Origin of the sequence: Serratia marcescens subsp. marcescens ATCC 13880 (assembly GCF_017299535.1) — a bacterium.
In the GTDB taxonomy this organism is placed as follows: Bacteria; Pseudomonadota; Gammaproteobacteria; order Enterobacterales; family Enterobacteriaceae; genus Serratia; species Serratia marcescens.
The window spans coordinates 482,581-505,578 of sequence record NZ_CP071238.1 but is presented as its reverse complement, the minus strand read 5'-3'; the positions used below and the strand labels follow the sequence as shown (position 1 = coordinate 505,578).

The window sequence follows — 22,998 nt, the reverse complement described above, 5'->3', positions numbered from 1 at the left end:
CACAATTTGCCAGGAGAAAGCATGAAAAACGACGTTTGTTTTGTTAGCCGCAATCGACAAAACCGACTGCCTATCGGCGGCCAGCTGCCGTTGTTTCTCCTGTTGCTAAACCGATCTTTTCAAGCCCCTCATTGAGGGGCTTTTTTTTGCCTTAAAAAGTCCCGCGCCACGGGCACGCGTCGAGGAGGAGTGAAAAATGGCCAACCCGCTGTATCACAAACACATCATCTCTATTAACGATCTCAGCCGCGAGGATCTGGAGCTGGTGCTGCGCACCGCCGCCGGTCTGAAAGCCAACCCGCAGCCGGAGCTGTTGAAACACAAGGTGATCGCCAGCTGCTTCTTCGAAGCCTCGACCCGTACCCGCCTGTCGTTCGAAACCTCGATGCACCGCCTCGGCGCCTCGGTGGTCGGTTTCGCCGACGGCAGCAACACCTCGCTCGGCAAGAAAGGCGAAACCCTGGCCGACACCATCTCGGTGATCAGCACCTACGTGGACGCCATCGTGATGCGCCATCCGCAGGAAGGCGCGGCGCGCATGGCCTCGGAGTTCTCCGGCAACGTGCCGGTGCTCAACGCCGGCGACGGCGCCAACCAGCACCCGACCCAGACCCTGCTGGATCTGTTCACCATCCAGGAAACCCAGGGGCGCCTGAGCAACCTCAGCATCGCCATGGTCGGCGACCTGAAGTACGGCCGCACCGTGCACTCGCTCACCCAGGCGCTGGCCAAGTTCGAAGGCAACCGCTTCTACTTCATCGCCCCGGACGCGCTGGCGATGCCGGCCTACATCCTGAAAATGCTGGAAGAGAAAGGCATCGAGTACAGCCTGCACGGCAGCATTGAAGAAGTGGTGCCGGAGCTGGATATTCTCTACATGACCCGGGTGCAGAAAGAGCGCCTCGATCCGTCCGAGTACGCCAACGTGAAGGCGCAGTTCGTGCTGCGCGCCGCGGATCTGGCCGGCGCGCGCGCCAACCTCAAGGTGCTGCACCCGCTGCCGCGCATCGACGAGATCGCCACCGACGTGGATAAAACGCCGCACGCTTACTACTTCCAGCAGGCGGGCAACGGCATCTTCGCCCGTCAGGCGCTGCTGGCGCTGGTGCTCAACGCAGATTTGGCTCTTTAAGGGGGAACCGCCATGACTCATGACAACAAACTGCAGGTGGAAGCGATCAAATGCGGTACGGTAATCGACCACATTCCGGCACAGATCGGTTTCAAACTGCTGACGCTGTTCAAGCTGACCGCCACCGACCAGCGCATCACCATCGGCCTGAACCTGCCCTCCAACGAACTGGGCCGCAAGGATCTGATCAAGATCGAGAACACCTTCCTGACCGAGCAGCAGGCCAACCAACTGGCGATGTACGCGCCGAAGGCCACGGTAAACCGCATCGACAACTATGAAGTGGTGCGCAAGCTGACCCTCAGCCTGCCGGACCACATCGACGGCGTGCTGACCTGCCCGAACGGCAACTGCATCAGCCGCAGCGAGCCGGTGGCGTCGAGCTTCAGCGTCAAATCGCGCGGCGGCGAAGTGCACCTGAAATGCCGCTACTGCGAAAAAGAGTTCGAGCATCAGGTGGTGTTGCAGGCGGACTAAGCCCGGCATGGGCGCCGGGAGATGGCGCTGTCATTCTCCCGGTGACGCCCTATAATGGGATTTCTGGATAGAACAATCCTCGTTTATCAGGAGAAAACATGTCACGTAACATCAGCACTGAACTCGCCCCGGCAGCCATTGGTCCTTACGTGCAGGGCGTTGATCTGGGCAGCATGATCATCACTTCCGGCCAGATCCCGGTCGATCCGAAAACCGGCGCCGTCGCCGACGACGTCGCCGCACAGGCGCGCCAGTCGCTGGAAAACGTCAAGGCGATCGTCGAAGCCGCCGGCCTGATCGTTGCCGACATCGTGAAAACCACCGTATTCGTGAAAGACCTGAACGACTTCGCCACCGTCAACGCCGCGTACGAAGCCTTCTTCACCGAGCACAGCGCGCCGTTCCCGGCCCGCTCCTGCGTAGAAGTGGCGCGTCTGCCGAAAGACGTGAAGATCGAAATCGAAGCCATCGCCGTGCGTCGTTAATCGACACACACGCGAATCACGGTCAGCTTCGGCTGGCCGTTTTTATTGATAAGAATTTTATTAATCCAATTAATTTATAGCGATAGCGCAATATTGCTCACATTTACAATTCCACAATAAAAATACGCCTATAATTGTTTTTCACCCGGCCGGGTCATTGCTGTTTCATTTCGTTCACTTCGTGAATAATGACAGGAGATAACCATGGCACCTAGCGTATTGGATTATTTTATCCAACAAGTTTCCCGTTATCCGGAAAAACTTGCCGTCGTCGGCGATAATAAGCGCCTGACCTACCGTCAATTGGATGAAGCCAGCAGCGCACTGTGCGCGCTGTTGCTACGGCGGGGCGTGGCGCCCGGCAGCTATGTGCCGCTCGTTACGCTGCGCACGCCGGAAATGCTGATCGGTTTGTTGGCGATCGTCAAAGCCGGCGCAGGCTATATTCCCATCGACGCCCGTTACCCGGAAAAAAGAATACAGGATATCGTTACGCAAAGCGGTTCCCCTTTAATACTCGCCAGCAATGCGACGATAGCGCTTTCGGAAAATAACTTCAGCGAGGATATTATTTATATTGATAATATATCAATTTCTCCGCAGGAGAATATAACGTTAATTTCTCCGTCTCCCGATGCCATCGTTTATCTCATTTTCACTTCAGGCACCACCGGCAAACCGAAAGGTGTGCTGATAGAACATCAGTCGCTGCTGCATTTAATTCTCTGGCATAACAAGCAATTCGTCATGGATGCCGAAAGTCGTTCTACGCTGATCGCCGGCTTGAGTTTCGACGTCGCGCAATGGGAGATCTGGTCGCCTCTGACCAGCGGCGGCACATTGTATCTGCCCCCGGAAGACGCTCGCCTGCAGCCGGAAGTCCTGCTGGCCTACTTTGCCGAACAGGGCATTACCCACGCCAGCCTGCCCGCCGTACTGGTCGCCGAAGTGGTCGGCGCGCCGCAACCGGCCAATCTGGCGCTGCGGTATCTGTTCAGCTCAGGGGAGAAACTTCATCCGGTCGATCTTCGCGGCATCGATTATGCATTGATCGATTACTACGGCCCGACGGAAGCCACCATATTCGCCACCTGCAACCGGGTGGCTTGCGCCACGCAAAACCCGCCCGCCAGCATTGGGCGGCCCATCGGCGATACCGAAATCTTCATCCTCGATGACCGACTGCAGCCCGTGATCGGCGATCGCCCCGGCGAGCTGTATATCAGCGGCCGCTGTCTGGCCCGCGGCTACCTGAACAATCCGGCGTTGACCGCCGAGCGCTTCATCACCCCGCCTCACTTCGCCGGATTGCGCCTATACCGCAGCGGCGATCGGGCTCGTTGGCTGGCGGATGGCCGCATTCAATATCTGGGCCGTATCGACGATCAGGTCAAAATCCGCGGCAATCGCATTGAACTGGGCGAAATCGAAAACGCCATGCTGCAGGTTGCGGGCATCCGTAAAGCGGTGGCCGTCGTGGCGATGGCAGATGATCCGCTGAGCAAGAAAATCGTGGCGTTTCTGATCGCGGAGTGTGACGGCGAAAACGTGATCGCACGCGTCCGACAGAAACTGAAAGAAACGCTGCCCACCGCATTTCTGCCCGCCGATTATCGTTTACTGCAACACATGCCGCTGAACAACAACGGCAAAATCGACAAAGCGGCTCTGTTGGCGCATTACCAACCGGTCAGCGCCGGCGTTGCGCAGCCGCTGACCGCCGATCAGCGCATCGTCGCCGATCTCTGGCGTTCGTTGCTGAAAGTGGAACAGCCCGCAACCGACGATAATTTTTTCTCGCTGGGCGGCCATTCGCTGTTGGCGGCCAAACTGATGGCAGCGCTGGCCGAGGCATTTGCCGTCGAGACGTCGGTGCACGACATCTATGAATATCCCACTCTGGGCGCCCTGGCGCAGGCACTGGCACAACGCAGAGACCGGCAACCGACACAGCGGCAAGGCGAAGCGCGTGCCTTGCAGGATGATGTGTATTTGCCGTCGGATCTCGTCATCGATCCGACGTTCGCTCCGCGGCAAATCAGCGCGCCGCGCGCCATTTTGCTGACCGGCGCCACCGGCTTCGTCGGCGCGCATCTGTTGGCCGATCTGCTGCGCACCACCGACGCCGAGCTGTACTGTCTGGTGCGCGACGGCGCCAAACTGCCGCCGAGACAGCGGCTGGAGGCGGTGCTGCAGCGCTACCGGATCGCGCTGAACGCCAGCCAGCATGCGCGCATTCATATCGTGCCTGGCAACGTAGCGAAACACGACTTTTCGCTGACGCCGGCGGCCTACAGGGCGTTAAGCCGAGATATCGATCTGATTTACCATTCGGCCAGCGCGGTGAATTTTATCCAGCCTTACGCCTACATGAAGCGCGACAACGTGCAGGGCCTGCGGGAAATCATTCGCTTCGCGGCGCATAGCCGCACCAAGCCGCTGATGCTGCTGTCGACCATCTCCGTATACAGCTGGGGGCATCTGCACACCGGCAAGCGGGTGATGCGGGAAAGCGACGATATCGACCAAAACCTGCCGGCGGTCAGCCGCGATATTGGCTACGTGCGCAGCAAATGGGTGATGGAGAAAATCGCCGATTTGGCGGCGGCGCAAGGCCTGCCGCTGATGACCTTCCGCCTGGGCTACGCCACCTGCCACAGCCGTACCGGCGTCAACGCCGATTATCAATGGTGGGGACGGCTGGTGAAAACCTGCATCAGCAGCGGCACGGTGCCGGATTTACGGGATATGCGCGAAGGGTTGACCACGGTGGATTACATGACCCGGGCCATCGCCCACGTCTCTCGCAATCCGCAGGCGCTGGGGCAGAAATTCAACCTGATCCATCAAGGTGACAATAATCTGACGCTGCGTGAGTTTTTCAGCCTGCTGGAGCGCGAGTTCGGTTATCGTTTTCGTCCCGTGCCCTTCGCACAGTGGCGGGCACAATGGGAAAACGACAGCGACGCGCCGCTGTACCCGCTGCTCAGCCTGTTCAAGGATCCTATGGTGGACGAGCTATCGACGGTGGAGCTCTATCAAGACACCTATCGGTGGGACTGCAGCAACCTGCAACGCTTCCTGCAGGGCAGCGGTATCGATGAGCCGCGCTTCACCCGCCAGCTGCTGCTGAATTACCTGCAGCACGCCATCGGGTATGCGCCGCTGTCGCTACAGGCGTAACAAAACCGGGGCTCAACTGGCCGAGCCCCGTCACCCTCACTCCGTTTTAAGCCCCCGCAGCAGCGCCTCCAGCGGGTACACCGCGGCAATCACCACTTCGTCGCGCGTCTGCGCCGCCGCATCCAGCCGGCGCTGCGCTTGTTCGGCCTCGGCTCGGCTCAGCGGTTTGCCCTGCTGATGGCGTTCCAGCAGCGTTAACCCTAATGCGGCCAGGGCATCCACGTCCTGCGCCACCGGCGCCAGATCGCGCAGCGTGCGGTTGCCCGCGATCGCCGTTTGCAATGCCGCGCCGTTCGCCTGCCAGCGCTGCAGCCGTTCGCGCAGCGCCTGCGCCGCCGCCTTATCGCGCTTATCCTTCAGCAAGGCCGCGACCTGGGCATGCATGGCGCGCACCGCCTCGCTCTCCGGCGGCAGCGCATCGGCGAAGCGGTTCAGCGGTTCGAACTGGTGATAGTTGCCGGCCTGGAACTTCAGATGCTGGCGGGTGTAATACTGCGCCGGTTCCACCGCCTCGGCCAGGATCTGCAGCGGCACGATCTGCACGCTGTTGCTCAGCCGGGTGAATTCGCGCGCCGTTTCCGCGTGCTGCTGCAGGCCGACCGACACCACCGACCAGGCGTCGATCGCCGCCAGCCGCCGGTACATGTTGTTCTCATCGGTGACGTCCTGCGCCGACCACAGCCGCTCCGCCACCGCAAAGGCGCGCGGCCACAGCTTAAGATCGATCAGCGGCGCGCGCACGTTTTCCGCCCACAGCGCCGCTTCCCCGCCGAGAATGTTGGCCTGCCCCTTCTCATCCGGTACCACCGGCATCTTGCCCGCCGGCGCCGCCGCCAGTTTGTCGCCCTGGGTGGGGTAACGCACGTTGCCGACCAACGTATAGCCGCTGAGCTTGTCCTGTTGCAGCGTAAACACCGGCCGTGTGTCGCCCATCCAGGTATCGACGCGGAACGTCACCTGCTGCGGCGTGCGCCAGACGATGTCGTGCACCGCGCGGCGCGACTTGCCGTTGAAATCGATAAAGCCGCGCCAGCCCTGCTTGCCCTCGATCAGCGTGAAGCTGCCCTCCACCGCGCTGCCCTTCAGGCGCGGCATGCTGAAACGCCAGCTTTGCGCCTGCTCGCCGGGTTGTACCGCTGTCTCAACCCCCAGCGGCTGCGGCAGAATTTCATTGCGGTAGTGATAGGCGGTGCTTTGCGGCTGATCGAGGTAGAAACCGGTGGAGAGGATGCCCTGATAGCCGTCCTGCGCGCTGGCGCCCAGCGAGTCTTGCCCTTTCCAAGACTGAATGACGATCGAGCGCGGCAGCGACGGATGGTAGATCTCGTCCCAGCCGACCATCTGCCGCTGGTGCTTCTCGAGGATCTTTTCCAGCTTCTGGTTGAAGTAGGCCTGCAGCGCATGGGTATCCGCCAGCCCGTTCTGCTGCATAAACGCCTGAATCGACGGCGACGCCCGCCACTGGCTGGCGTCCACTTCGTCGCCGCCGATGTGCAGATAAGGATCGGGGAAGATCGCCGCCAGCTCGCCGACGATCGTATTGACAAACTGATACACCTCGTCGCGGGTCGGATCGAGCGTCGGCTTATGCACGCCCCACTCGCGCTCCATCCGATACGGCCCCGGCGCGCTCATCAGGTCGGGATAGGCCACCGCGATGCTGGAGGCGTGCCCCGGCATGTCGATCTCCGGCACCACGCGAATGCCGCGCGCCGTGGCGTAAGCCACCACCTGCCGCATCTGCTCGCGGGTGTAGAACTGGCCGTCGCTGGCCTGCTGTTGCAACTTGGGATAATGCTCGGAGGCAAAGCGCCAGCCCTGATCGTCGGTCAGGTGCCAGTGGAACACGTTGAGCTTGGCCGCCGCCATGCCGTCGAGCTGGCGCAAAATGTCCGGCAGCGGCAGGAAATGGCGCGCCGAATCCAGCAGCACGCCGCGCCACGGAAAACGCGGCACGTCGCGAATATCCACCAGCGGCAGGAAGGTGTTTTGCCCGTCGGTCTGCAGCAGTTGCAGCAGGGTCTCCATGCCGCGCAGCGCGCCGAAGCGGGTGTTGGCGGTCAGCGTGGCGCCCTGCGGCGTGACCACCAGCCGGTAACTCTCATCGCTGCCCGGCAGCGGCTGCGCCGCCACCCGATCCTTGATCACCACCTTGATCGCCGCGCCGTTTGCTTCCTCCCTCGGCGCCAGCGTCCAGCCGGTCTGCAACTCGATGCGCTGGCGCCAGCGCGGCAGCGCGTCACCCAGTTCGTCACCCTGGAGGCTTAACGACAGCCGGTGATCCAAAATCAGTTTGCCCGCCGGTTGCGTCACTTCCACCTGCTGCGGCCAGGGCATCAGCGGCAGATCGCCAGCCGGCTGCGCCAGCGCGCCGCAAGAAAACCATAACGATGAAGCCAGTAGCGTATAACGGAAAGGTCTGTGCATCGGAAATTCCTCAGAGGAAAAAAACAAAATATCCCCAATGAATTTCAAACCACCGCTAGGCGGCAAGCGCCCGCATCCCCAGGCGCTTAGGTCTGCTAAGTCACTGGGGGGCGGGCGTACAGCCAACAACGCGGTGGCTTGAAAGGCGCAGGGGAAAACAGCCAACGCTGTAGATAAAGACTCAGCACAGAACAGATGTCCAACCGTTGCGGTGAAAAAGCGGACGGGATCACAGTTGCCCCCTCCCGGCCGGAGGGGGCGAACGGGTTATTGCCAGCCGTAGCGGCGCACGAACCAGCCTTTCACGCACTGGGTCAGCACCATGTAACCAGCGAGGATCAGCACCAGCCACGGGAAGTAGCCGAGCGGCAGCGCCTGCAGCTGCAGGAAGCCGGCCAGCGGTGAGAACACCAGGCCGATGCCGGTGGCGATCACCGCCAGCGTCATGATGCACAGCGGCCAGGACGGGCGGCTCTGGATAAACGGAATTTTGCGCGTGCGGATCATGTGCACGATCAGCGTCTGCGACAGCAGCCCTTCCACGAACCAGCCGGACTGGAACAGCGTCTGCATGTCCGGCGTATTGGCCTTGAATACCCACCACATCAGGCTGAAGGTCAGCACGTCGAAGATCGAACTGATCGGCCCAAAGAACACCATAAACCGCCCCAGATCGGCGGAGTTCCAGCGCTGCGGCTGGGTGATCTGATCGTCGTCGACGTTATCGAACGGGATGGCGATCTGCGAGATGTCGTACATCAGGTTCTGAATCAACAGGTGCAGCGGCAGCATCGGCAGAAACGGCAGGAAAGCGCTGGCGATCAGCACGCTGAACACGTTGCCGAAGTTGGAGCTGGCGGTCATCTTGATGTATTTCAGCATGTTGGCGAAGGTGCGGCGCCCTTCGATCACCCCTTGCTCCAGCACCATCAGGCTTTTTTCCAGCAGGATGATGTCCGCCGCTTCCTTGGCGATGTCCACCGCCGAATCGACGGAGATGCCGATATCGGCCGCGCGCAGCGCCGGCGCGTCATTGATGCCGTCGCCCATAAAGCCCACCACGTGCCCCTGGCGGCGCAGCAGTTTGACGATGCGCTCCTTGTGCAGCGGCGTCAGCTTGGCGAACACCGTGGTGCGCGCCGCCGCCTGCGCCAGCTGCTCGTCGTCCATCTGCTCGATCTCGCTGCCGCGCAGCAGATGATCGGCCTCGAGCCCGACGTCCCGGCACACTTTGGCGGCCACCAGCTCGTTGTCGCCGGTGAGGATCTTCACCGTGACGCCGTTCTGTTTCAGCGCCGCCAGCGCCGGTGCGGTGCTTTCCTTCGGCGGATCGAGGAAGGCGACGTAGCCTTCGAGGATCAGATCCGACTCGTCCGCCACGCCGTATTCATGGGTTTGCGCCGGCAGGATCTTGTTGGCCACTGCTACCACCCGCAGCCCCTGCTGGTTGAGATCGTCGGTGATGCGGCGAATGCGCGCCAGCAGCGCCTCGCTCAGCGGGATCACCTCGTCTTCGTGGCGCACGTGGCTGCAAATCGCCAGCATCTCTTCCAGCGCGCCCTTGCACACCAGCTCGTGATACTCGTTGTCTTTGGCCACCACCACCGACATGCGGCGGCGCACGAAGTCGAACGGGATCTCATCCACCTTGCGGTAGTTTTGCAGCGCCTCCGGCTGCCGGTTCTGCTCCGCGCAGCTCAGCACCGCCACGTCGAGCAGGTTTTTCAGCCCGGTCTGGTAGAAGCTGTTCAGCCAGGCGTAGCGCAGCACCCGCTCGCTGCCGGCGCCGAACGCATCGGTATGGCGCTCCAGCACGATCTTGTCCTGGGTCAGGGTGCCGGTCTTGTCGGTGCACAGAATGTCCATCGCGCCGAAGTTCTGGATGGCGTCCAGCCGTTTGACGATCACCTTCTGGCGCGACAGTTTCACCGCCCCTTTGGCCAGCGTCGAGGTGACGATCATCGGCAGCATCTCCGGCGTCAGCCCGACCGCCACCGACAGCGCGAACAGCGCCGCCTCCCACCAGTCGCCCTTGGTGTAGCCGTTGATCAGCAGCACGATCGGCGTCATCACCAGCATAAAGCGGATCAGCAGCCAACTGACCTTGCTGATGCCGCTCTGGAAGGCGTTCGGCTGTTCATCCTGGCTGGTGACGCGCTGCGCCAACTGGCCGAAGTAGGTGCCGCCGCCGGTGCCGATCACCATCGCCAGCGCGGTGCCGCTGACCACGTTGGTGCCCATGAAGCACAGGTTCCGGCAGTCGAGCGGATCGGCCGCCGGCAATTGCGGCGTGGCGGATTTCTCCACCGGCAGCGATTCGCCGGTCAGCGCCGCCTGGCTGATGAACAGATCCTTGGCCGACAGCACGCGCAGATCCGCCGGGATCATGTCGCCGGCCGCCAGCTTGATGATGTCGCCCGGCACCAGCTGCGCGATCGGCAGCTCCACGTGTTCGCTCTTGCCGGTGTGCGCGTCGCTGCGGATCACCGTGGCGGTGTTGCTCACCATCGCCTTCAGCGCATCGGCCGCCCGGTTGGAGCGCGCCTCCTGGATGAAGTTCAGCAGCGTGGAGATCAGCACCATCAGCGCGATCACCAAGGCGCCGGTGAGATCCTCGGTAGCGTAAGAGATCATGCCGAGCGCGGTCAGCAGCAGGTTGAACGGGTTGCGGTAGCAGTGCCACAGGTGCTGCCACCAGGCCTCTTTCTGCTGATCGTCGATGACGTTCTCGCCGCAGCGCTGGCGCACCTGCTCCGCCTCATGGGCGGTAATGCCTTCCGGGTGGCTGTGGAAACGCTCAAACAGCTGCATCGTCTCTGCGGCGGCGCATGCCAGCCGCTGCTGAGCCAGGCCGGCCGGCATATCGCGCGCAGCGCCGCCGACGCTGTCCAGCAGGCTGTCGCGGCGCACCAAACGGCGCGGGAGGCCGCGGGCGAACAGGCCCAGCAGCTGACGGGGGAGTTTTTTCAATTTCATGGTTCGCACCTCGTCGCCCGGTGCCTCACGGCAGCGGGTAAACGGGGATCGTCATCGGCCGAGCGGATGGCGGGTGCGCCAAAAAGCCTCTGCCAACGCAGATCCTTATTATTTTTTTCAGCAGCAGGAGCGAACGACGAAGCGCGCGCTACCGGTTACCGTGATGTACTTCACCGGTAAAACAGCAGCGCCAGGCGGAGAGGTTTTACCGGAGAACCGAGTGAGTGTCTAAAGCAGTCGGGTCGGGGTCCATATGGGGAATAACCTCCGGTAAAGGGAAAAACAGAGCGGCAGGAGCGGCCGTTCAGCGCAGTGCAACAATCCCGTTTTGCATCAAGATCCCCGTAGGAAAATGAGCTATGCTGACGGGCATTGTTTTACAGGCCATTATGTTACGCCTGTCCACTTCAACGAAAAGTAAACCATGCAAAACCGGCTGACCATCAAGGACATCGCACGCCTGAGCGGCGTAGGCAAATCCACCGTCTCACGCGTGTTGAACAATGAAGGCAGCGTGAGCCCGCAAACCCGTGAACGGGTGGAAGCGGTGATCCGTCAGCAAGGGTTTACCCCCTCCAAGTCGGCGCGCGCCATGCGCGGCCAGAGCGACAAAGTGGTGGGCATCATCGTTTCCCGTCTCGATTCGCCGTCGGAAAACCAGGCGGTGCGCACCATGCTGCCGTTGCTGTACCAGCAGGGCTTCGATCCGATCGTGATGGAGAGCCAGTTCGAAACTCGTCTGGTGCAGGAGCATCTGCACGTACTGCATCAGCGCAACGTCGACGGCGTGATCCTGTTCGGCTTCACCGGCCTGACCGCGGCGATGCTCAAGCCGTGGCAGGAAAAAATGGTGGTGATGGTGCGCGAATACGACGGCTTCTCGTCCGTCTGCTATGACGACGCCGGCGCGGTGAACCTGTTGATGGATCGCCTGTATCAACAAGGGCATCGGCATATTGGCTATCTGGGGGTGCAGCTCAGCGACGCCACCACCGGCCAGCGCCGCTATCAGGCCTATCTCGACGCCTGTGAACGCCTCACGCTCACGCCGCGCGCCACGCTGGGCGAGCTGAGCTACCAGAGCGGTTTCCAGCACGCCGCCGAAGTGATCGATGCGCATACCAGCGCGCTGATCTGCGCCTCCGACAGCATCGCCCTGGGGGCGATCAAGTACCTGCAGCAGCAGCCGGCGCGCGCCATTCAAGTGTGCGCCATCGGCAACACCCCGCTGCTCAGCTTCCTGTTCCCCGACACCCTGTCGGTGGAGTTCGGCTACGGCAGCGCCGGCCTGCTGGCGGCGCAGCAGCTGCTGGCGCAGCTCAGCGGCGAACAGGGGATCCGCCGCTTGGTGGTGCCCAGCAAACTTTCCTGACGACCTGCTTAGAAGTTGACCATTTTTTGTCATTTTGTGATCCTCGCCCCAAACCGGGAACGTTCCCATTTCATTCAAAAAGCCGAGTGGCTAAGCTTTGATCATTACTCAGTCAACACCTCTGCAGGTATCCCATAATGAGCAAAGTAAAACAGCAGGATATTGATCGCCTGATTGTTTTGGTCGGCGGCCGCGAGAACATCGCCACCGTCAGCCATTGCATTACCCGGCTGCGTTTCGTCCTCAACGATCCCAATAAGGCGAAACCGAAAGAGATCGAAGCGCTGCCGATGGTCAAAGGGTGCTTCACCAACGCCGGGCAGTTCCAGGTGGTGATCGGCACCGACGTCGGCGACTACTATCAGGCCCTGATCGCCAGCACCGGCGTCAACGAGGCCGACAAGGAACAGGCCAAGGTGGCCGCGCGCCAGAACATGACCTGGTCTGAGCGCACCATCTCCCACTTCGCCGAAATCTTCTTCCCGCTGCTGCCGGCGCTGATCAGCGGCGGTCTGATCCTCGGCTTCCGCAACGTGATCGGCGACATCCCGATGTCCGGCGGCCAAACGCTGGCGCAGATGCACCCGGCGTGGAAAACCGTTTACGACTTCCTGTGGCTGCTCGGTGAAGCGATCTTCATGTTCCTGCCGGTGGCCATCTGCTGGTCGACGGTGAAAAAGATGGGCGGCACGCCGGTGCTCGGCATCGTGCTGGGCGTCACCCTGGTGTCGCCGCAGCTGATGAACTCCTACCTGCTCGGCCAGCAAACGCCGGAAGTGTGGAACTTCGGCTGGTTCGTGATCCAGAAAGTGGGCTATCAGGCGCAGGTGATCCCGTCGATCCTGGCGGGCATGGCGCTGGGCTGGATCGAAACCCGGCTGAAAAAGATCGTCCCCGACTATCTCTATCTGGTGGTGGTGCCGGTGGTTTCGCTGCTGCTGGCGGTGTTCCTGGCGCACGCGCTGATCGGGCCGTTCGGCCGCATGATCGGCGACGGCGTCGCCTGGGCGGTAAAAGCGGTGATGACCGGCAGCTTCGCGCCGGTGGGCGCCGCGCTGTTCGGCTTCCTGTATGCGCCGCTGGTGATCACCGGCGTGCACCAGACCACGCTGGCCATCGACATGCAGATGATCCAGAGCATGGGCGGCACCCCGGTATGGCCGCTGATTGCGCTGTCCAACATCGCGCAGGCCTCGGCGGTGCTCGGCATCATCATCATCAGCCGCAAGGCCAACGAGCGTGAAATCTCGGTGCCGGCGGCGATCTCCGCCTACCTCGGCGTGACCGAACCGGCGATGTACGGCATCAACCTCAAATACCGCTTCCCGATGCTGTGCGCGATGATCGGCTCCGCGATCGCGGGCCTTATCTGCGGCCTGGACGGCGTGATGGCCAACGGCATCGGCGTCGGCGGCCTGCCGGGCATCCTGTCTATCAAACCGCAGTTCTGGCTGATTTACTCGCTGGCGATTCTGGTGGCGATCGTCATCCCGCTAGTGCTGACCATCATGGTCTACAAACGCAAGGCCGCCCGCGGCGAGCTGCCGGTTTAATTGACGCAAAATACGCAACATGAATGTAGAGGCTGGAAATACCCTATAGCTTTCGAGCTGCAGCTAGGCGGCAAGGGTGCAACAAATCGGTCGGGAACCGATTTGAACAGCGCCTACGCTGGCCCAAAGGGCGAGCCTCCGGACGAGGCTCGTAATCCCCAGGAGCTTACTCAAGTAAGTGACTGGGGTGCAGCGCCAGCAGCCAACAACGCTGCAATTTGAAAGATGAAGGGTACGGGCCCGTTGTCACGATTCAAAGGTATACAGCTATGAGCAACCCAACCCCCTGGTGGCAGAACGGCGTCATCTACCAAATTTATCCGAAGAGTTTTCAGGACAGCACCGGCAACGGCTACGGCGATTTGGCCGGCGTGACCCGGCGGCTGGACTATCTGCAGGAGCTGGGCGTCGACGCCATCTGGCTGACGCCGGTCTACGTATCGCCGCAGGTGGACAACGGCTATGACGTGGCGGACTACTGTGCCATCGATCCGGCTTACGGCACGATGGCGGACTTCGAGCAACTGGTCGCCGCCGCCCACCAGCGCGGCATCCGCATTGTGATGGACATGGTGTTCAACCACACCTCGACCGAGCATCCGTGGTTCAAGGCCGCGCAGGATCGCCACAGCCCGTATCGTCAGTTCTACGTCTGGCGCGACGGCGAAGGCGATACGCCGCCGAACAACTGGCGCTCCAAGTTCGGCGGCAACGCCTGGCAGTGGCACGCCGACAGCGGCCAGTACTACCTGCACCTGTTCGCCGCCGAGCAGGCTGATCTCAACTGGGAATACCCGCCGGTGCGCGAAGAGCTGAAGAAAGTGTGTCAGTTCTGGGCGGACAAAGGCGTCGACGGTCTGCGCCTCGACGTGATCAACCTGGTGTCCAAACAGCAGGACTTCCCGTCCGACAGCCAGGGCGACGGCCGCCGCTTCTATACCGACGGCCCGCGCATCCACGAGTTCCTGCAGGAGATGAGCCGCGAGGTGTTTCAGCCGCGCGGCCTGATGACGGTGGGCGAGATGTCTTCCACCACGCTCGAGCATTGCCAGCAGTACGCGGCGCAGAGCGGCGAAGAGCTGTCGATGACCTTCAACTTCCACCACCTGAAGGTGGACTACGCCGGCGGCGAAAAATGGACGCGGGCGGTGCCGGATTACGTGGAACTGAAGCAGATCTTCCGCCACTGGCAGCAAGGGATGCATAACCGCGCCTGGAACGCGCTGTTCTGGTGTAACCACGATCAGCCGCGCATCGTGTCGCGCTTCGGCGATGAAGGCGCACTGCGGGCGCCGGCCGCCAAAATGCTGGCGATGGTGCTGCACGGCATGCAGGGCACGCCTTATATCTACCAGGGTGAAGAACTCGGCATGACCAACCCCGGCTTCCGCGCCATTGAACAGTATCGCGATGTGGAAAGCCTGAACATGTACGCTGAACTGCGCGCTCAGGGCCGCAGCGATGCCGAACTGCTGGCAATCCTGGCCGACAAATCGCGCGACAACGGCCGCACGCCGATGCAGTGGAGCGCCGCGCCGCACGCCGGTTTCACCACCGGCACGCCGTGGATCGGCTGCGCCGAGAACTACCCGCAGATCAACGCCGAGGCGGCGCTGGCCGATCTCGACTCGGTGTTTTACGCCTACCGCCAGCTGATCACCCTGCGCAAGCAGTATCCGCTGCTGACCCACGGCGACTATCAGGATCTGGCACCGGAACACCCGGCGCTGTGGTGCTATCAGCGCAGCTGGAACGGCCAGCGCCTGCTGGTCGCGGCCAACCTGAGCCGCGAGCCGCAGGCCTGGGCGGCGGAAGGCGTGGAAGCCTCCGCGCAGTGGCGCCCGCTGATGAGCAACTACAGCGACTCAGCGGATCAGCCACAGGCGCTGACGCTGCGGCCGTTCGAAGCGGTGTGGTGGCTACTCGAAGACTAACCCCGCAGGGCGCGGCGAGCGCTGCGCCCTACCATTTCCCCAGCAGCGCCGCCACCCCGGCAGCCTCTTGCGCCAACTGCTCATCGCTCATGTCGCTCACGCCCTGCACCAGATGCGGCGGCAGATAATCCATGCCGGTCAGGTTGGCCATTGCGTGGAACGGCAGCAGCAGATCCTGCACCGGATAACGGTTATACCCTTCCGCCGTATAGGCCTGCGCGTTGCCGCCGGTGCTCACCACCAACTGCAGCGGCTTGCCATGCAGCTGGGTGCCTTCGCTGCCGTAGGCGAAACCGTAGGTTAATACCGCATCCTGCCATTCGCTGAGGATCGCCGGCGAGCTGTACCAATAAAACGGGAACAACATCACTACCGCATCATGGCTCTGCAGCAGTTCCTGCTCGCGCGCCACGTCGATGCGGTAATCCGGGTACGCGCGGATCAGTTCGTGAACGGTCACGTTGGGCAACGGACGCAGCGCCGCGATCAGCGCTTTGTTGATGCGTGACTCGTCGGGGGTGCGGTGGGCGGTTAACACTAAAATGCGTGACATAACGATTCCTCGGTCATAAGAAGATGAGGGCATTTTTCCATTTCCGCCGCTGCGGGTGTAGGCTGTTAAAGGTCACTTCAATTTCAACCGAAAGTATCAACCACTATGTCGCTGCCCTTTGACGTGCACCGCCTGCTGCCGGCCTTCCTCGCCGCCGCACAGGCGCAAAATTTCTCCGCCGCCGCTCGCCAGCTGGGCGTGACGCCGGCGGCGGTCAGCAAAAACATCCGCGCGCTGGAAGAGAAGCTGGCGCTGCGGCTGTTTCAGCGCAACACCCACAACGTACTGCTGACTGACGAGGGCAAAGCGCTGCTGGCGCAGGTGGCGCCGCTGTGGCAGGCGTTGGCGGCGACGCTGGAAAGCGCCGGCGGTGAACGCCAGGCGCCGGCCGGGGTGGTGCGCGTCACGATGATCCCCGGCTTCGGCCGCCAAATGCTGATGCCGTTGATCCCGCAATTTCTGGCGCGCTACCCGCAGATCGATCTCGATCTGTCGCTGGACGCCCGGGTGGTGAATCTGGTGGGCGAAGGTTTCGACGTCGGCATCGGCAGCCGGGTCGATCCCGACAGCCGGCTCGTGGCCCGCCCACTCTACCCGATGCATATGGTGCTGGCGGCGTCGCCCGACTATCTGGCGCGGCGCGGTGAACCGCAAACGCCGCACGATCTGCTGCGGCACGACTGCCTGCTGCACCGTAACCCGGGCAACGGCCGCCACGTCAAATGGCAGTTGCGCCATAAAGGCGAAACGCTGGCGCTGGATCTGAACGGCCGCCTGGTGGTCAGCCGCCCGGAGATGTTGCTGGATGCAGCGCTGGCCGGGCTGGGCATCGTCAACCTGGCGCACTGGTACGTCGAGAAACACTTCGAACAGGGCACGCTGCGGCCGGTGCTGGCGGAATGCTGGCCGCGCCCGGTGCAGCTGTGGCTCTATTACGCCTCGGCGGATCTGCCGCCGCGGGTGCGCGTCTGGGTCGATTTTCTGCTGGAACATTTTCGCGATCGGCCGGTGGGCGATTGACGTCTGTTCAGCTTGCACACGCTCTTCCGTTTTCCTTGTTCTACATCAAAAGAATCGCGCCAATATCTATATATAGTGCATTAAGAATTGCGAACACCTATATATAGTAGTTATCCACAAAATCATCCACAAAATCATCCACACGCCGCCACAGCCCTTGCGCGCTGCGGCTTTGCCCTGTGGATAAGCGAAATTTGACGGTTGCTCGCCGCGTCAGGCGGGTATCAACGCTCCCTCGGGGAACAAGGAGTACAACGTGAAACCAGTAGTGATTAAGCGGGACGGTTGCCAGGTACCTTTTGACGAAGCGCGCATTGCGCAGGCCATCGAGCGCGCCGCGCTGGCGGTGGGCGTGGTCGACGCCGACTACTGCGCCACCGTCGCCCGCGTGGTCGCTCAGCGCATGGAGCAGCAGCCGCGCGTCGATATCCACGAGATCCAGCAGGCGGTGGAAAACCAGCTGATGGCCGGCGAATACAAACAGCTGGCGCGCGCCTATATCGAATACCGCCACGATCGCGACGTGGCGCGCGAGCTGCGCGGCCGCCTGAACCAGGAAATTCGCGGCCTGGTCGAGCAGAGCAACCGCGCGCTGCTGAACGAGAACGCCAATAAAGACAGCAAGGTGATCCCCACCCAGCGCGACCTGCTGGCGGGCATCGTCGCCAAACACTACGCCAAACAGCACATCCTGCCGCGCGACGTGGTGCTGGCCCATGAACGCGGCGAAATTCACTACCACGATCTCGACTACTCGCCGTTCTTCCCGATGTTCAACTGCATGCTGATCGATCTGAAAGGCATGCTGACCAACGGCTTCAAGATGGGCAACGCCGAGATTGAGCCGCCGAAGTCGATCTCCACCGCCACCGCCGTGACCGCGCAGATCATCGCTCAGGTCGCCAGCCATATCTATGGCGGCACCACCATCAACCGCATCGATGAAATCCTGGCGCCATTCGTCGACGAGAGCTTCCGCAAACACCTGCAGGTGGCGGAAGAATGGCAGATCCCGGACGCCAAAGGCTATGCCATGGCGCGCACCGAGAAAGAGTGTTACGACGCCTTCCAGTCGCTGGAATACGAGGTCAACACCCTGCACACCGCCAACGGCCAGACGCCGTTCGTCACCTTCGGCTTCGGCCTCGGCACCAGCTGGGAATCGCGCCTGATCCAGCGCTCGATCCTGAAAAACCGCATCGCCGGGCTGGGCAAAAACCGCAAGACCGCCGTATTCCCCAAACTGGTGTTCGCCATCCGCGACGGCCTCAACCACCAGTACGGCGATCCGAACTACGACATCAAGCAACTGGCGCTGGAGTGCGCCAGCAAGCGCATGTACCCGGACATCCTCAACTACGATCAGGTGGTGAAGGTCACCGGCTCGTTCAAAACGCCGATGGGCTGCCGCAGCTTCCTCGGCACCTACGAGCAGGACGGCGAGCTGGTGCACGACGGCCGCAACAACATCGGCGTCATCAGCCTCAACCTGCCGCGCATCGCGCTGGAGGCGATGGGCGACGAGTCGCGCTTCTGGGCGCTGCTGGATCAGCGCCTACAGCTGGCGAAAAAGGCCCTGATGACGCGCATCGCCCGGCTGGAAGGCATCAAGGCGCGGGTGGCGCCAATCTTGTACATGGAAGGCGCCTGCGGCGTGCGGCTCAAGGCCGACGACAATATCGCCGATATCTTCAAGAACGGCCGCGCTTCAATTTCGCTGGGCTATATCGGCCTGCACGAGACCATCAACGCGCTGTTCGGCGGCGAAAACCACGTGTATGACGACGAGGCGCTGCGCGCCAAAGCGGTGGCGATCGTCGCGCGGCTGCGCGCCGCCGTCGACGCCTGGAAAGACGAGACCGGCTACGGCTTCAGCCTCTACAGCACGCCGAGCGAAAACCTGTGCGATCGCTTCTGCCGGCTGGACACCGCCGATTTCGGCGTGGTGCCGGGCGTCACCGATAAGGGCTATTACACCAACAGCTTCCACCTTGACGTGGAGAAGAAGGTCAATCCGTACGACAAGCTGGACTTCGAAGCGCCCTACCCGCCGTTGGCCAGCGGCGGCTTCATCTGCTATGGCGAGTACCCGAACCTGCAGCACAACCTGAAGGCGCTGGAAGACGTCTGGGACTACAGCTACACCCGGGTGCCTTACTACGGCACCAACACGCCGATCGACGAGTGCTACGAATGCGGCTTCACCGGTGAATTCTCCTGCACCAGCAAAGGCTTCACCTGCCCGAAATGCGGCAACCACGACTCGGCCAAGGTCTCGGTCACCCGCCGGGTGTGCGGCTATCTCGGCAGCCCCGATGCCCGGCCGTTCAACGCGGGCAAGCAGGCAGAGGTGAAACGCCGGGTGAAACACCTCGGCAACGGGCAGCTCGGCTGAAAAGCGCCGTGCAACCTAGGCAGAAGCCTGTTCATCAGGCGTGATTGTCGCAGCCGGTTTGCCTTCGGCCAGCGCGCACCAACCGCACCGTACACGCAGTACGTGAGGATTGGGAGCACTACCCGGAGGCAAAATGGCCAGTAAAATAGCCTGATGGGCAGGCCTCACATGAATTATCACCAGTACTACCCGATTGACGTCGTCAACGGCCCCGGCACCCGCTGCACGCTGTTTGCCGCCGGCTGCGTGCACCAGTGCCCCGGCTGCTACAACAAAAGCACCTGGCGGCTCAACTCCGGCCAGCCGTTTACCCCGGAGTTGGAAGACCGCATCATCGCCGATCTGAACGATGCGCGCGTGCCGCGCCAGGGGTTGTCGCTCTCCGGCGGCGATCCGTTGCATCCGGCCAACGTGCCGAGCATCTTGCAGTTGGTGAAACGGGTGCGCGCCGAATGCCCCGGCAAGGATATCTGGCTGTGGACCGGCTACCGGCTGGCGGAACTGGACGCACAGCAAATGCAGGTAGTGGACAGGATCAACGTGCTGATCGACGGCAAGTTCGTGCAGGATTTGAAAGACCCGGCGCTGATCTGGCGCGGCAGCAGCAACCAAGTGGTGCATAGGTTGCGATGAGCTGATAGTGCATATTTCAACATGTGTTAGCTCTAGCTTGACTTCGCGCAGCTTGGGCACAGAGCCAATCTGACAGGCGGATCTGTGCCAAAAGCAGACGTTATTAACACTGTGGTACGTTAATAATGTAGGTAGAACAGCTCCCAGAGCTTTATACAAAAATAAAAGAGTTATTATTTCTGTTCAACCTCAACTTTTTCGACAACAAAGCCATCTTTGCGGAAAAAATCCAAAACTCGTTCAATGTTACCTATACCCCATTGATTGGATATGACTATTATTTCACCTGACTCGAGCTCAATAAGATCATCGTCATTCATATGGTATCTATTCTTTCTCTCATCACTAATACATTCAGCTAAAGCTATCGTACGATTTTTTATGACTCCAAATAATTTTTCCCTCAGTTCCTCGAAGTTAGCAGGATTATTCTTCTCTATCCAATCAGTAAAGATCTCCAAAGCAAGATTCCTTTTATTTAGGACAAGTCCTTTGTATCTATAACTTGAGTAATCCTTTTCTGATTTTTTAGAGTTGGCAATCTGCTCTATACGCTTCTCTCTAAATCTAACTTGGTATTCGTTCAGCTCGGGGACCGGTATTATCTGTTCAGCATTAATTAGAACCTCACCTTTAAAATTATAAGGTGTAATTTTCACGCAGCTAATATCAACACCTTTATCTCTTAACCAAATCGCCGTAGTAGTAAGTTCCTTACTAAATCCAGCCGATGCTAATATAACTCTTATATCTTTACCAAAGTCGACAAGCTCCGTATCTTGAAGCTCAACAAAGTCTAGTATTTTTTCTTTAGCATCAATATCAATATTATTTTTAGAAAGGTAGTCCTGATAATACTCACATGCTTTAGAAAAACTCATAGTAGATATCATCGCCGCATATCTTAATGCTTGGAGTTCCATATGAGCACCAAACTCATCACGTTTTAATTCTATTACTACAAGGTTTGCCTGTTTATCAATAGCTAATATGTCAATCCTTCTCCGACTATCTTCCCAATCAGAAAATTCTTCGGCTATGACAAGACAATCGGGTGCCAATATGGTGATGTTATTTTTAATTGCCGCTTGCAAATCATAACGTTCTTGCAATCCCTCAATAGAAAATGAGGTTCTCTCTAAAGGTGTCAATATTTTGTTGGAAATGTTATATAATGCCACAAAAACTCCTTTTTAAACCTAACTGAATATCACTAAATAAACCGTCAATTATCACATCTTCTTATTAAGAAGATACCTCTAGTGTGACTTGTGCGCCAATGAAAAATTCACGTATTCTCCCTGCTAAAAGCCGCCTGGCAGTTCTATCTGTAGACGCTGCCAGCCCAACCCTGAACGAATCCCCCTCAAAACTCTCGCCGATAACGCCCCCGGATTTTCGCTCTGAATAAAGCCATTCGTTTTTCTGCCTCCGAATGGCTTATATAAACCGCGGTGCCGTTTCTTAAGCGTTCAAGGGCGGCATCCACCCTTTCACGCAGCGCTTGCTCCACGAACATCGCCTCTACGTCCATTTCAGGTTTATTCCGCTGTTCCATTTCCATCTCCTCCATTGAGATAGCGTCAAGTCACGAATCCGTTACACCAACCCCATCCCCACCACGCCGGTCACCGCGCCGCACAGCGCCACCAGCGCCGCCGTCAGGCACAGCGCCCGGGCGGAGAAGGCCTTGTTGAGCATCAGCAGCGAAGGCAGGCTGACCGCCGGCAGGGTCATCAGCAGCGCCAGCGCCGGGCCGGCGCCCATGCCCGCCAGCATCATGGTCTGCACGATCGGGATCTCCGCCGCGGTGGGGATAACGAACAGGCAGCCGACGATCGCCAGCGCGATGATCCACAGCAGGCTATTGTCGACGGTGCCGTCAGCGTGTGGGAACAGCCAGACCCGCGCCGCGCCCAGCGCCAGCACCGCCAGCACATAGATCGGGATGGTCGACCAAAACAGCGCCCACAGCGCTTTGCCCCAGCGGGCAAGGAACGGCCGTTCCTCGCTCTGCGCCGTCAGCACCAAAGGCTGCGGCGCGGCGGGCTGCGGATCGTTGGCGGTCACGCGCTGTACCAGCCAGGCGATGCCCAGCACCATCACCACGCCCGCCACCAGGCGGATAGCGGCAAACGGCCAGCCGAGCACAAATCCCATAAACACCAGCGTCGCCGGGTTCAGTACCGGGTTAGCGAGCCAAAAGGCCAGCGCAGCGCCGCTGGACACCGACTGGCGGCGCATGCCGGCGGCAACCGGTGCGGCGCAGCAGGTGCACATCATGCCCGGCAGCGCGATCAGCGCCCCCAGCACGGTGCCGGAAAAACGCCGGTGGCCGAGCGTGCGCGCCAGCCAGTCGCGCGGGATCAGCACCTGCACCAGCGAGCCTAACAGCACCCCGAGCAGCGCCGCCTTCCACACCGCGGTGAAGTAGACCAGCGCGTACTGCCAGGCCGCCAGCCAGGGGCTCGCAGCGCCGTCGGCCAAGATCGATTTGCCGATCGAGTGGCTGTCCGCCGCCACGAAGGCCTTGCCGTAGTAAGGCTGCCATTTGACGTAGTAGAGGCCGACGGCCACCACCAGCAGAAACAGGATCGGTTTCCACAGCGGCCAGGCGCGTGGGGCGGGTTCAGGGGCATTCAGAGATTGCGGCATGGTAGCGGCCAGAGTCAGTCAACAAAGGCGCCAGCATAGCGCGCCGCCGCCGCCCGTGCACGCCCGGGCTGTCCTAAATAGTTCATCTGTTCGCCACCGACGCGTAACGCGATTGTCATCTGCGCCCGTCACCATGATGCCAACGTGAAAACCACAGGGTAGACGCACGATGAAACGCACCGCTTCCGCCTTCATCGCACCGC

Annotated in this window: 16 protein-coding genes; 10 read left to right on the top strand and 6 right to left on the bottom strand. The window is 60.7% G+C overall.

Annotated elements, in window-relative coordinates; genetic code table 11:
- Nucleotides 1-196: 196 nt before the first annotated feature.
- From pyrB to J0F90_RS02340, 4 genes are all read left to right on the top strand, one after another.
- Nucleotides 197-1,132: an aspartate carbamoyltransferase gene (gene pyrB / locus J0F90_RS02355; protein ID WP_004933375.1), complete on the top strand. Its 936-nt coding sequence runs from the start codon at nt 197-199 to the stop codon at nt 1,130-1,132.
- A gap of 12 nt (nt 1,133-1,144) precedes the next feature.
- Entirely contained in the window at nt 1,145-1,609 is a 465-nt protein-coding gene (gene pyrI, locus J0F90_RS02350; protein ID WP_004933377.1) for an aspartate carbamoyltransferase regulatory subunit, read from the top strand.
- A 98-nt stretch (nt 1,610-1,707) separates the two neighbouring features.
- The gene (gene ridA, locus J0F90_RS02345) at nt 1,708-2,094 is read left to right on the top strand and encodes a 2-iminobutanoate/2-iminopropanoate deaminase (protein WP_004933379.1); all 387 of its coding nucleotides are present in this window, start codon (nt 1,708-1,710) and stop codon (nt 2,092-2,094) included.
- Between the two features lie 204 nt (nt 2,095-2,298).
- Nucleotides 2,299-5,277 carry a non-ribosomal peptide synthetase gene (locus J0F90_RS02340; protein WP_033638872.1) on the top strand — a complete coding sequence of 993 codons (2,979 nt, stop codon included), beginning with the start codon at nt 2,299-2,301 and terminating at the stop codon, nt 5,275-5,277.
- Nucleotides 5,278-5,313: 36 nt separating this feature from the next.
- Here the strand turns inward: J0F90_RS02340 and J0F90_RS02335 are convergent, their stop codons facing one another.
- Nucleotides 5,314-7,704, bottom strand: coding sequence for a beta-N-acetylhexosaminidase (locus J0F90_RS02335; RefSeq protein ID WP_033638873.1), 2,391 nt, complete (start codon nt 7,702-7,704; stop codon nt 5,314-5,316).
- 267 nt (nt 7,705-7,971) lie between these two features.
- Nucleotides 7,972-10,680: a magnesium-translocating P-type ATPase gene (gene mgtA, locus J0F90_RS02330; protein WP_033638874.1), complete on the bottom strand. Its 2,709-nt coding sequence runs from the start codon at nt 10,678-10,680 to the stop codon at nt 7,972-7,974.
- A 424-nt stretch (nt 10,681-11,104) separates the two neighbouring features.
- Here mgtA and treR point away from each other — a divergent pair, with 424 nt between their 5' ends.
- The 3 genes from treR to treC all read left to right on the top strand — a co-directional run bounded on the left by treR (nt 11,105) and on the right by treC (nt 15,539).
- Complete coding sequence (gene treR, locus J0F90_RS02325; protein ID WP_016929286.1) at nt 11,105-12,052, top strand: trehalose operon repressor TreR; 948 nt, start codon at nt 11,105-11,107, stop codon at nt 12,050-12,052.
- A 137-nt stretch (nt 12,053-12,189) separates the two neighbouring features.
- Complete coding sequence (gene treB / locus J0F90_RS02320; RefSeq protein WP_033638875.1) at nt 12,190-13,605, top strand: PTS trehalose transporter subunit IIBC; 1,416 nt, start codon at nt 12,190-12,192, stop codon at nt 13,603-13,605.
- A gap of 269 nt (nt 13,606-13,874) precedes the next feature.
- Complete coding sequence (treC, locus tag J0F90_RS02315; RefSeq protein WP_033638876.1) at nt 13,875-15,539, top strand: alpha,alpha-phosphotrehalase; 1,665 nt, start codon at nt 13,875-13,877, stop codon at nt 15,537-15,539.
- Nucleotides 15,540-15,567: 28 nt separating this feature from the next.
- Here treC and J0F90_RS02310 read toward each other — a convergent pair whose 3' ends face one another.
- Nucleotides 15,568-16,092 carry an NAD(P)H-dependent oxidoreductase gene (locus tag J0F90_RS02310; RefSeq protein ID WP_033638877.1) on the bottom strand — a complete coding sequence of 175 codons (525 nt, stop codon included), beginning with the start codon at nt 16,090-16,092 and terminating at the stop codon, nt 15,568-15,570.
- A gap of 105 nt (nt 16,093-16,197) precedes the next feature.
- Between J0F90_RS02310 and J0F90_RS02305 the strand changes: the two genes are divergently transcribed.
- From J0F90_RS02305 to nrdG, 3 genes are all read left to right on the top strand, one after another.
- A complete protein-coding gene (locus tag J0F90_RS02305) occupies nt 16,198-17,112 on the top strand; it encodes a LysR family transcriptional regulator (protein ID WP_033638878.1) in 915 nt (304 codons plus the stop codon).
- Nucleotides 17,113-17,368: 256 nt separating this feature from the next.
- Nucleotides 17,369-19,507, top strand: coding sequence for an anaerobic ribonucleoside-triphosphate reductase (gene nrdD, locus J0F90_RS02300; RefSeq protein ID WP_033638879.1), 2,139 nt, complete (start codon nt 17,369-17,371; stop codon nt 19,505-19,507).
- A 168-nt stretch (nt 19,508-19,675) separates the two neighbouring features.
- Nucleotides 19,676-20,140 (top strand): anaerobic ribonucleoside-triphosphate reductase-activating protein, encoded by a 465-nt coding sequence (gene nrdG / locus J0F90_RS02295; RefSeq protein WP_033638880.1) that lies wholly within the window; start codon nt 19,676-19,678, stop codon nt 20,138-20,140.
- 173 nt (nt 20,141-20,313) lie between these two features.
- Here nrdG and J0F90_RS02290 read toward each other — a convergent pair whose 3' ends face one another.
- From J0F90_RS02290 to J0F90_RS02280, 3 genes are all read right to left on the bottom strand, one after another.
- Complete coding sequence (locus J0F90_RS02290; RefSeq protein ID WP_033638881.1) at nt 20,314-21,321, bottom strand: PDDEXK family nuclease; 1,008 nt, start codon at nt 21,319-21,321, stop codon at nt 20,314-20,316.
- 185 nt (nt 21,322-21,506) lie between these two features.
- Nucleotides 21,507-21,698 (bottom strand): hypothetical protein, encoded by a 192-nt coding sequence (locus J0F90_RS02285; RefSeq protein ID WP_033641321.1) that lies wholly within the window; start codon nt 21,696-21,698, stop codon nt 21,507-21,509.
- A 41-nt stretch (nt 21,699-21,739) separates the two neighbouring features.
- Nucleotides 21,740-22,795, bottom strand: coding sequence for a permease (locus J0F90_RS02280; protein ID WP_033638882.1), 1,056 nt, complete (start codon nt 22,793-22,795; stop codon nt 21,740-21,742).
- Nucleotides 22,796-22,998 lie beyond the last annotated feature (203 nt).

Bases quoted from the DNA above. Each gene is read 5' to 3' on its own strand.
- pyrB (WP_004933375.1), top strand. From the start codon at position 197: ATGGCCAACCCGCTGTATCACAAACACATCATCTCTATTAACGATCTC.
- pyrI (WP_004933377.1), top strand. From the start codon at position 1,145: ATGACTCATGACAACAAACTGCAGGTGGAAGCGATCAAATGCGGTACG.
- ridA (WP_004933379.1), top strand. From the start codon at position 1,708: ATGTCACGTAACATCAGCACTGAACTCGCCCCGGCAGCCATTGGTCCT.
- J0F90_RS02340 (WP_033638872.1), top strand. From the start codon at position 2,299: ATGGCACCTAGCGTATTGGATTATTTTATCCAACAAGTTTCCCGTTAT.
- J0F90_RS02335 (WP_033638873.1), bottom strand. From the start codon at position 7,704: ATGCACAGACCTTTCCGTTATACGCTACTGGCTTCATCGTTATGGTTT.
- mgtA (WP_033638874.1), bottom strand. From the start codon at position 10,680: ATGAAATTGAAAAAACTCCCCCGTCAGCTGCTGGGCCTGTTCGCCCGC.
- treR (WP_016929286.1), top strand. From the start codon at position 11,105: ATGCAAAACCGGCTGACCATCAAGGACATCGCACGCCTGAGCGGCGTA.
- treB (WP_033638875.1), top strand. From the start codon at position 12,190: ATGAGCAAAGTAAAACAGCAGGATATTGATCGCCTGATTGTTTTGGTC.
- treC (WP_033638876.1), top strand. From the start codon at position 13,875: ATGAGCAACCCAACCCCCTGGTGGCAGAACGGCGTCATCTACCAAATT.
- J0F90_RS02310 (WP_033638877.1), bottom strand. From the start codon at position 16,092: ATGTCACGCATTTTAGTGTTAACCGCCCACCGCACCCCCGACGAGTCA.
- J0F90_RS02305 (WP_033638878.1), top strand. From the start codon at position 16,198: ATGTCGCTGCCCTTTGACGTGCACCGCCTGCTGCCGGCCTTCCTCGCC.
- nrdG (WP_033638880.1), top strand. From the start codon at position 19,676: ATGAATTATCACCAGTACTACCCGATTGACGTCGTCAACGGCCCCGGC.
- J0F90_RS02285 (WP_033641321.1), bottom strand. From the start codon at position 21,698: ATGGAACAGCGGAATAAACCTGAAATGGACGTAGAGGCGATGTTCGTG.
- J0F90_RS02280 (WP_033638882.1), bottom strand. From the start codon at position 22,795: ATGCCGCAATCTCTGAATGCCCCTGAACCCGCCCCACGCGCCTGGCCG.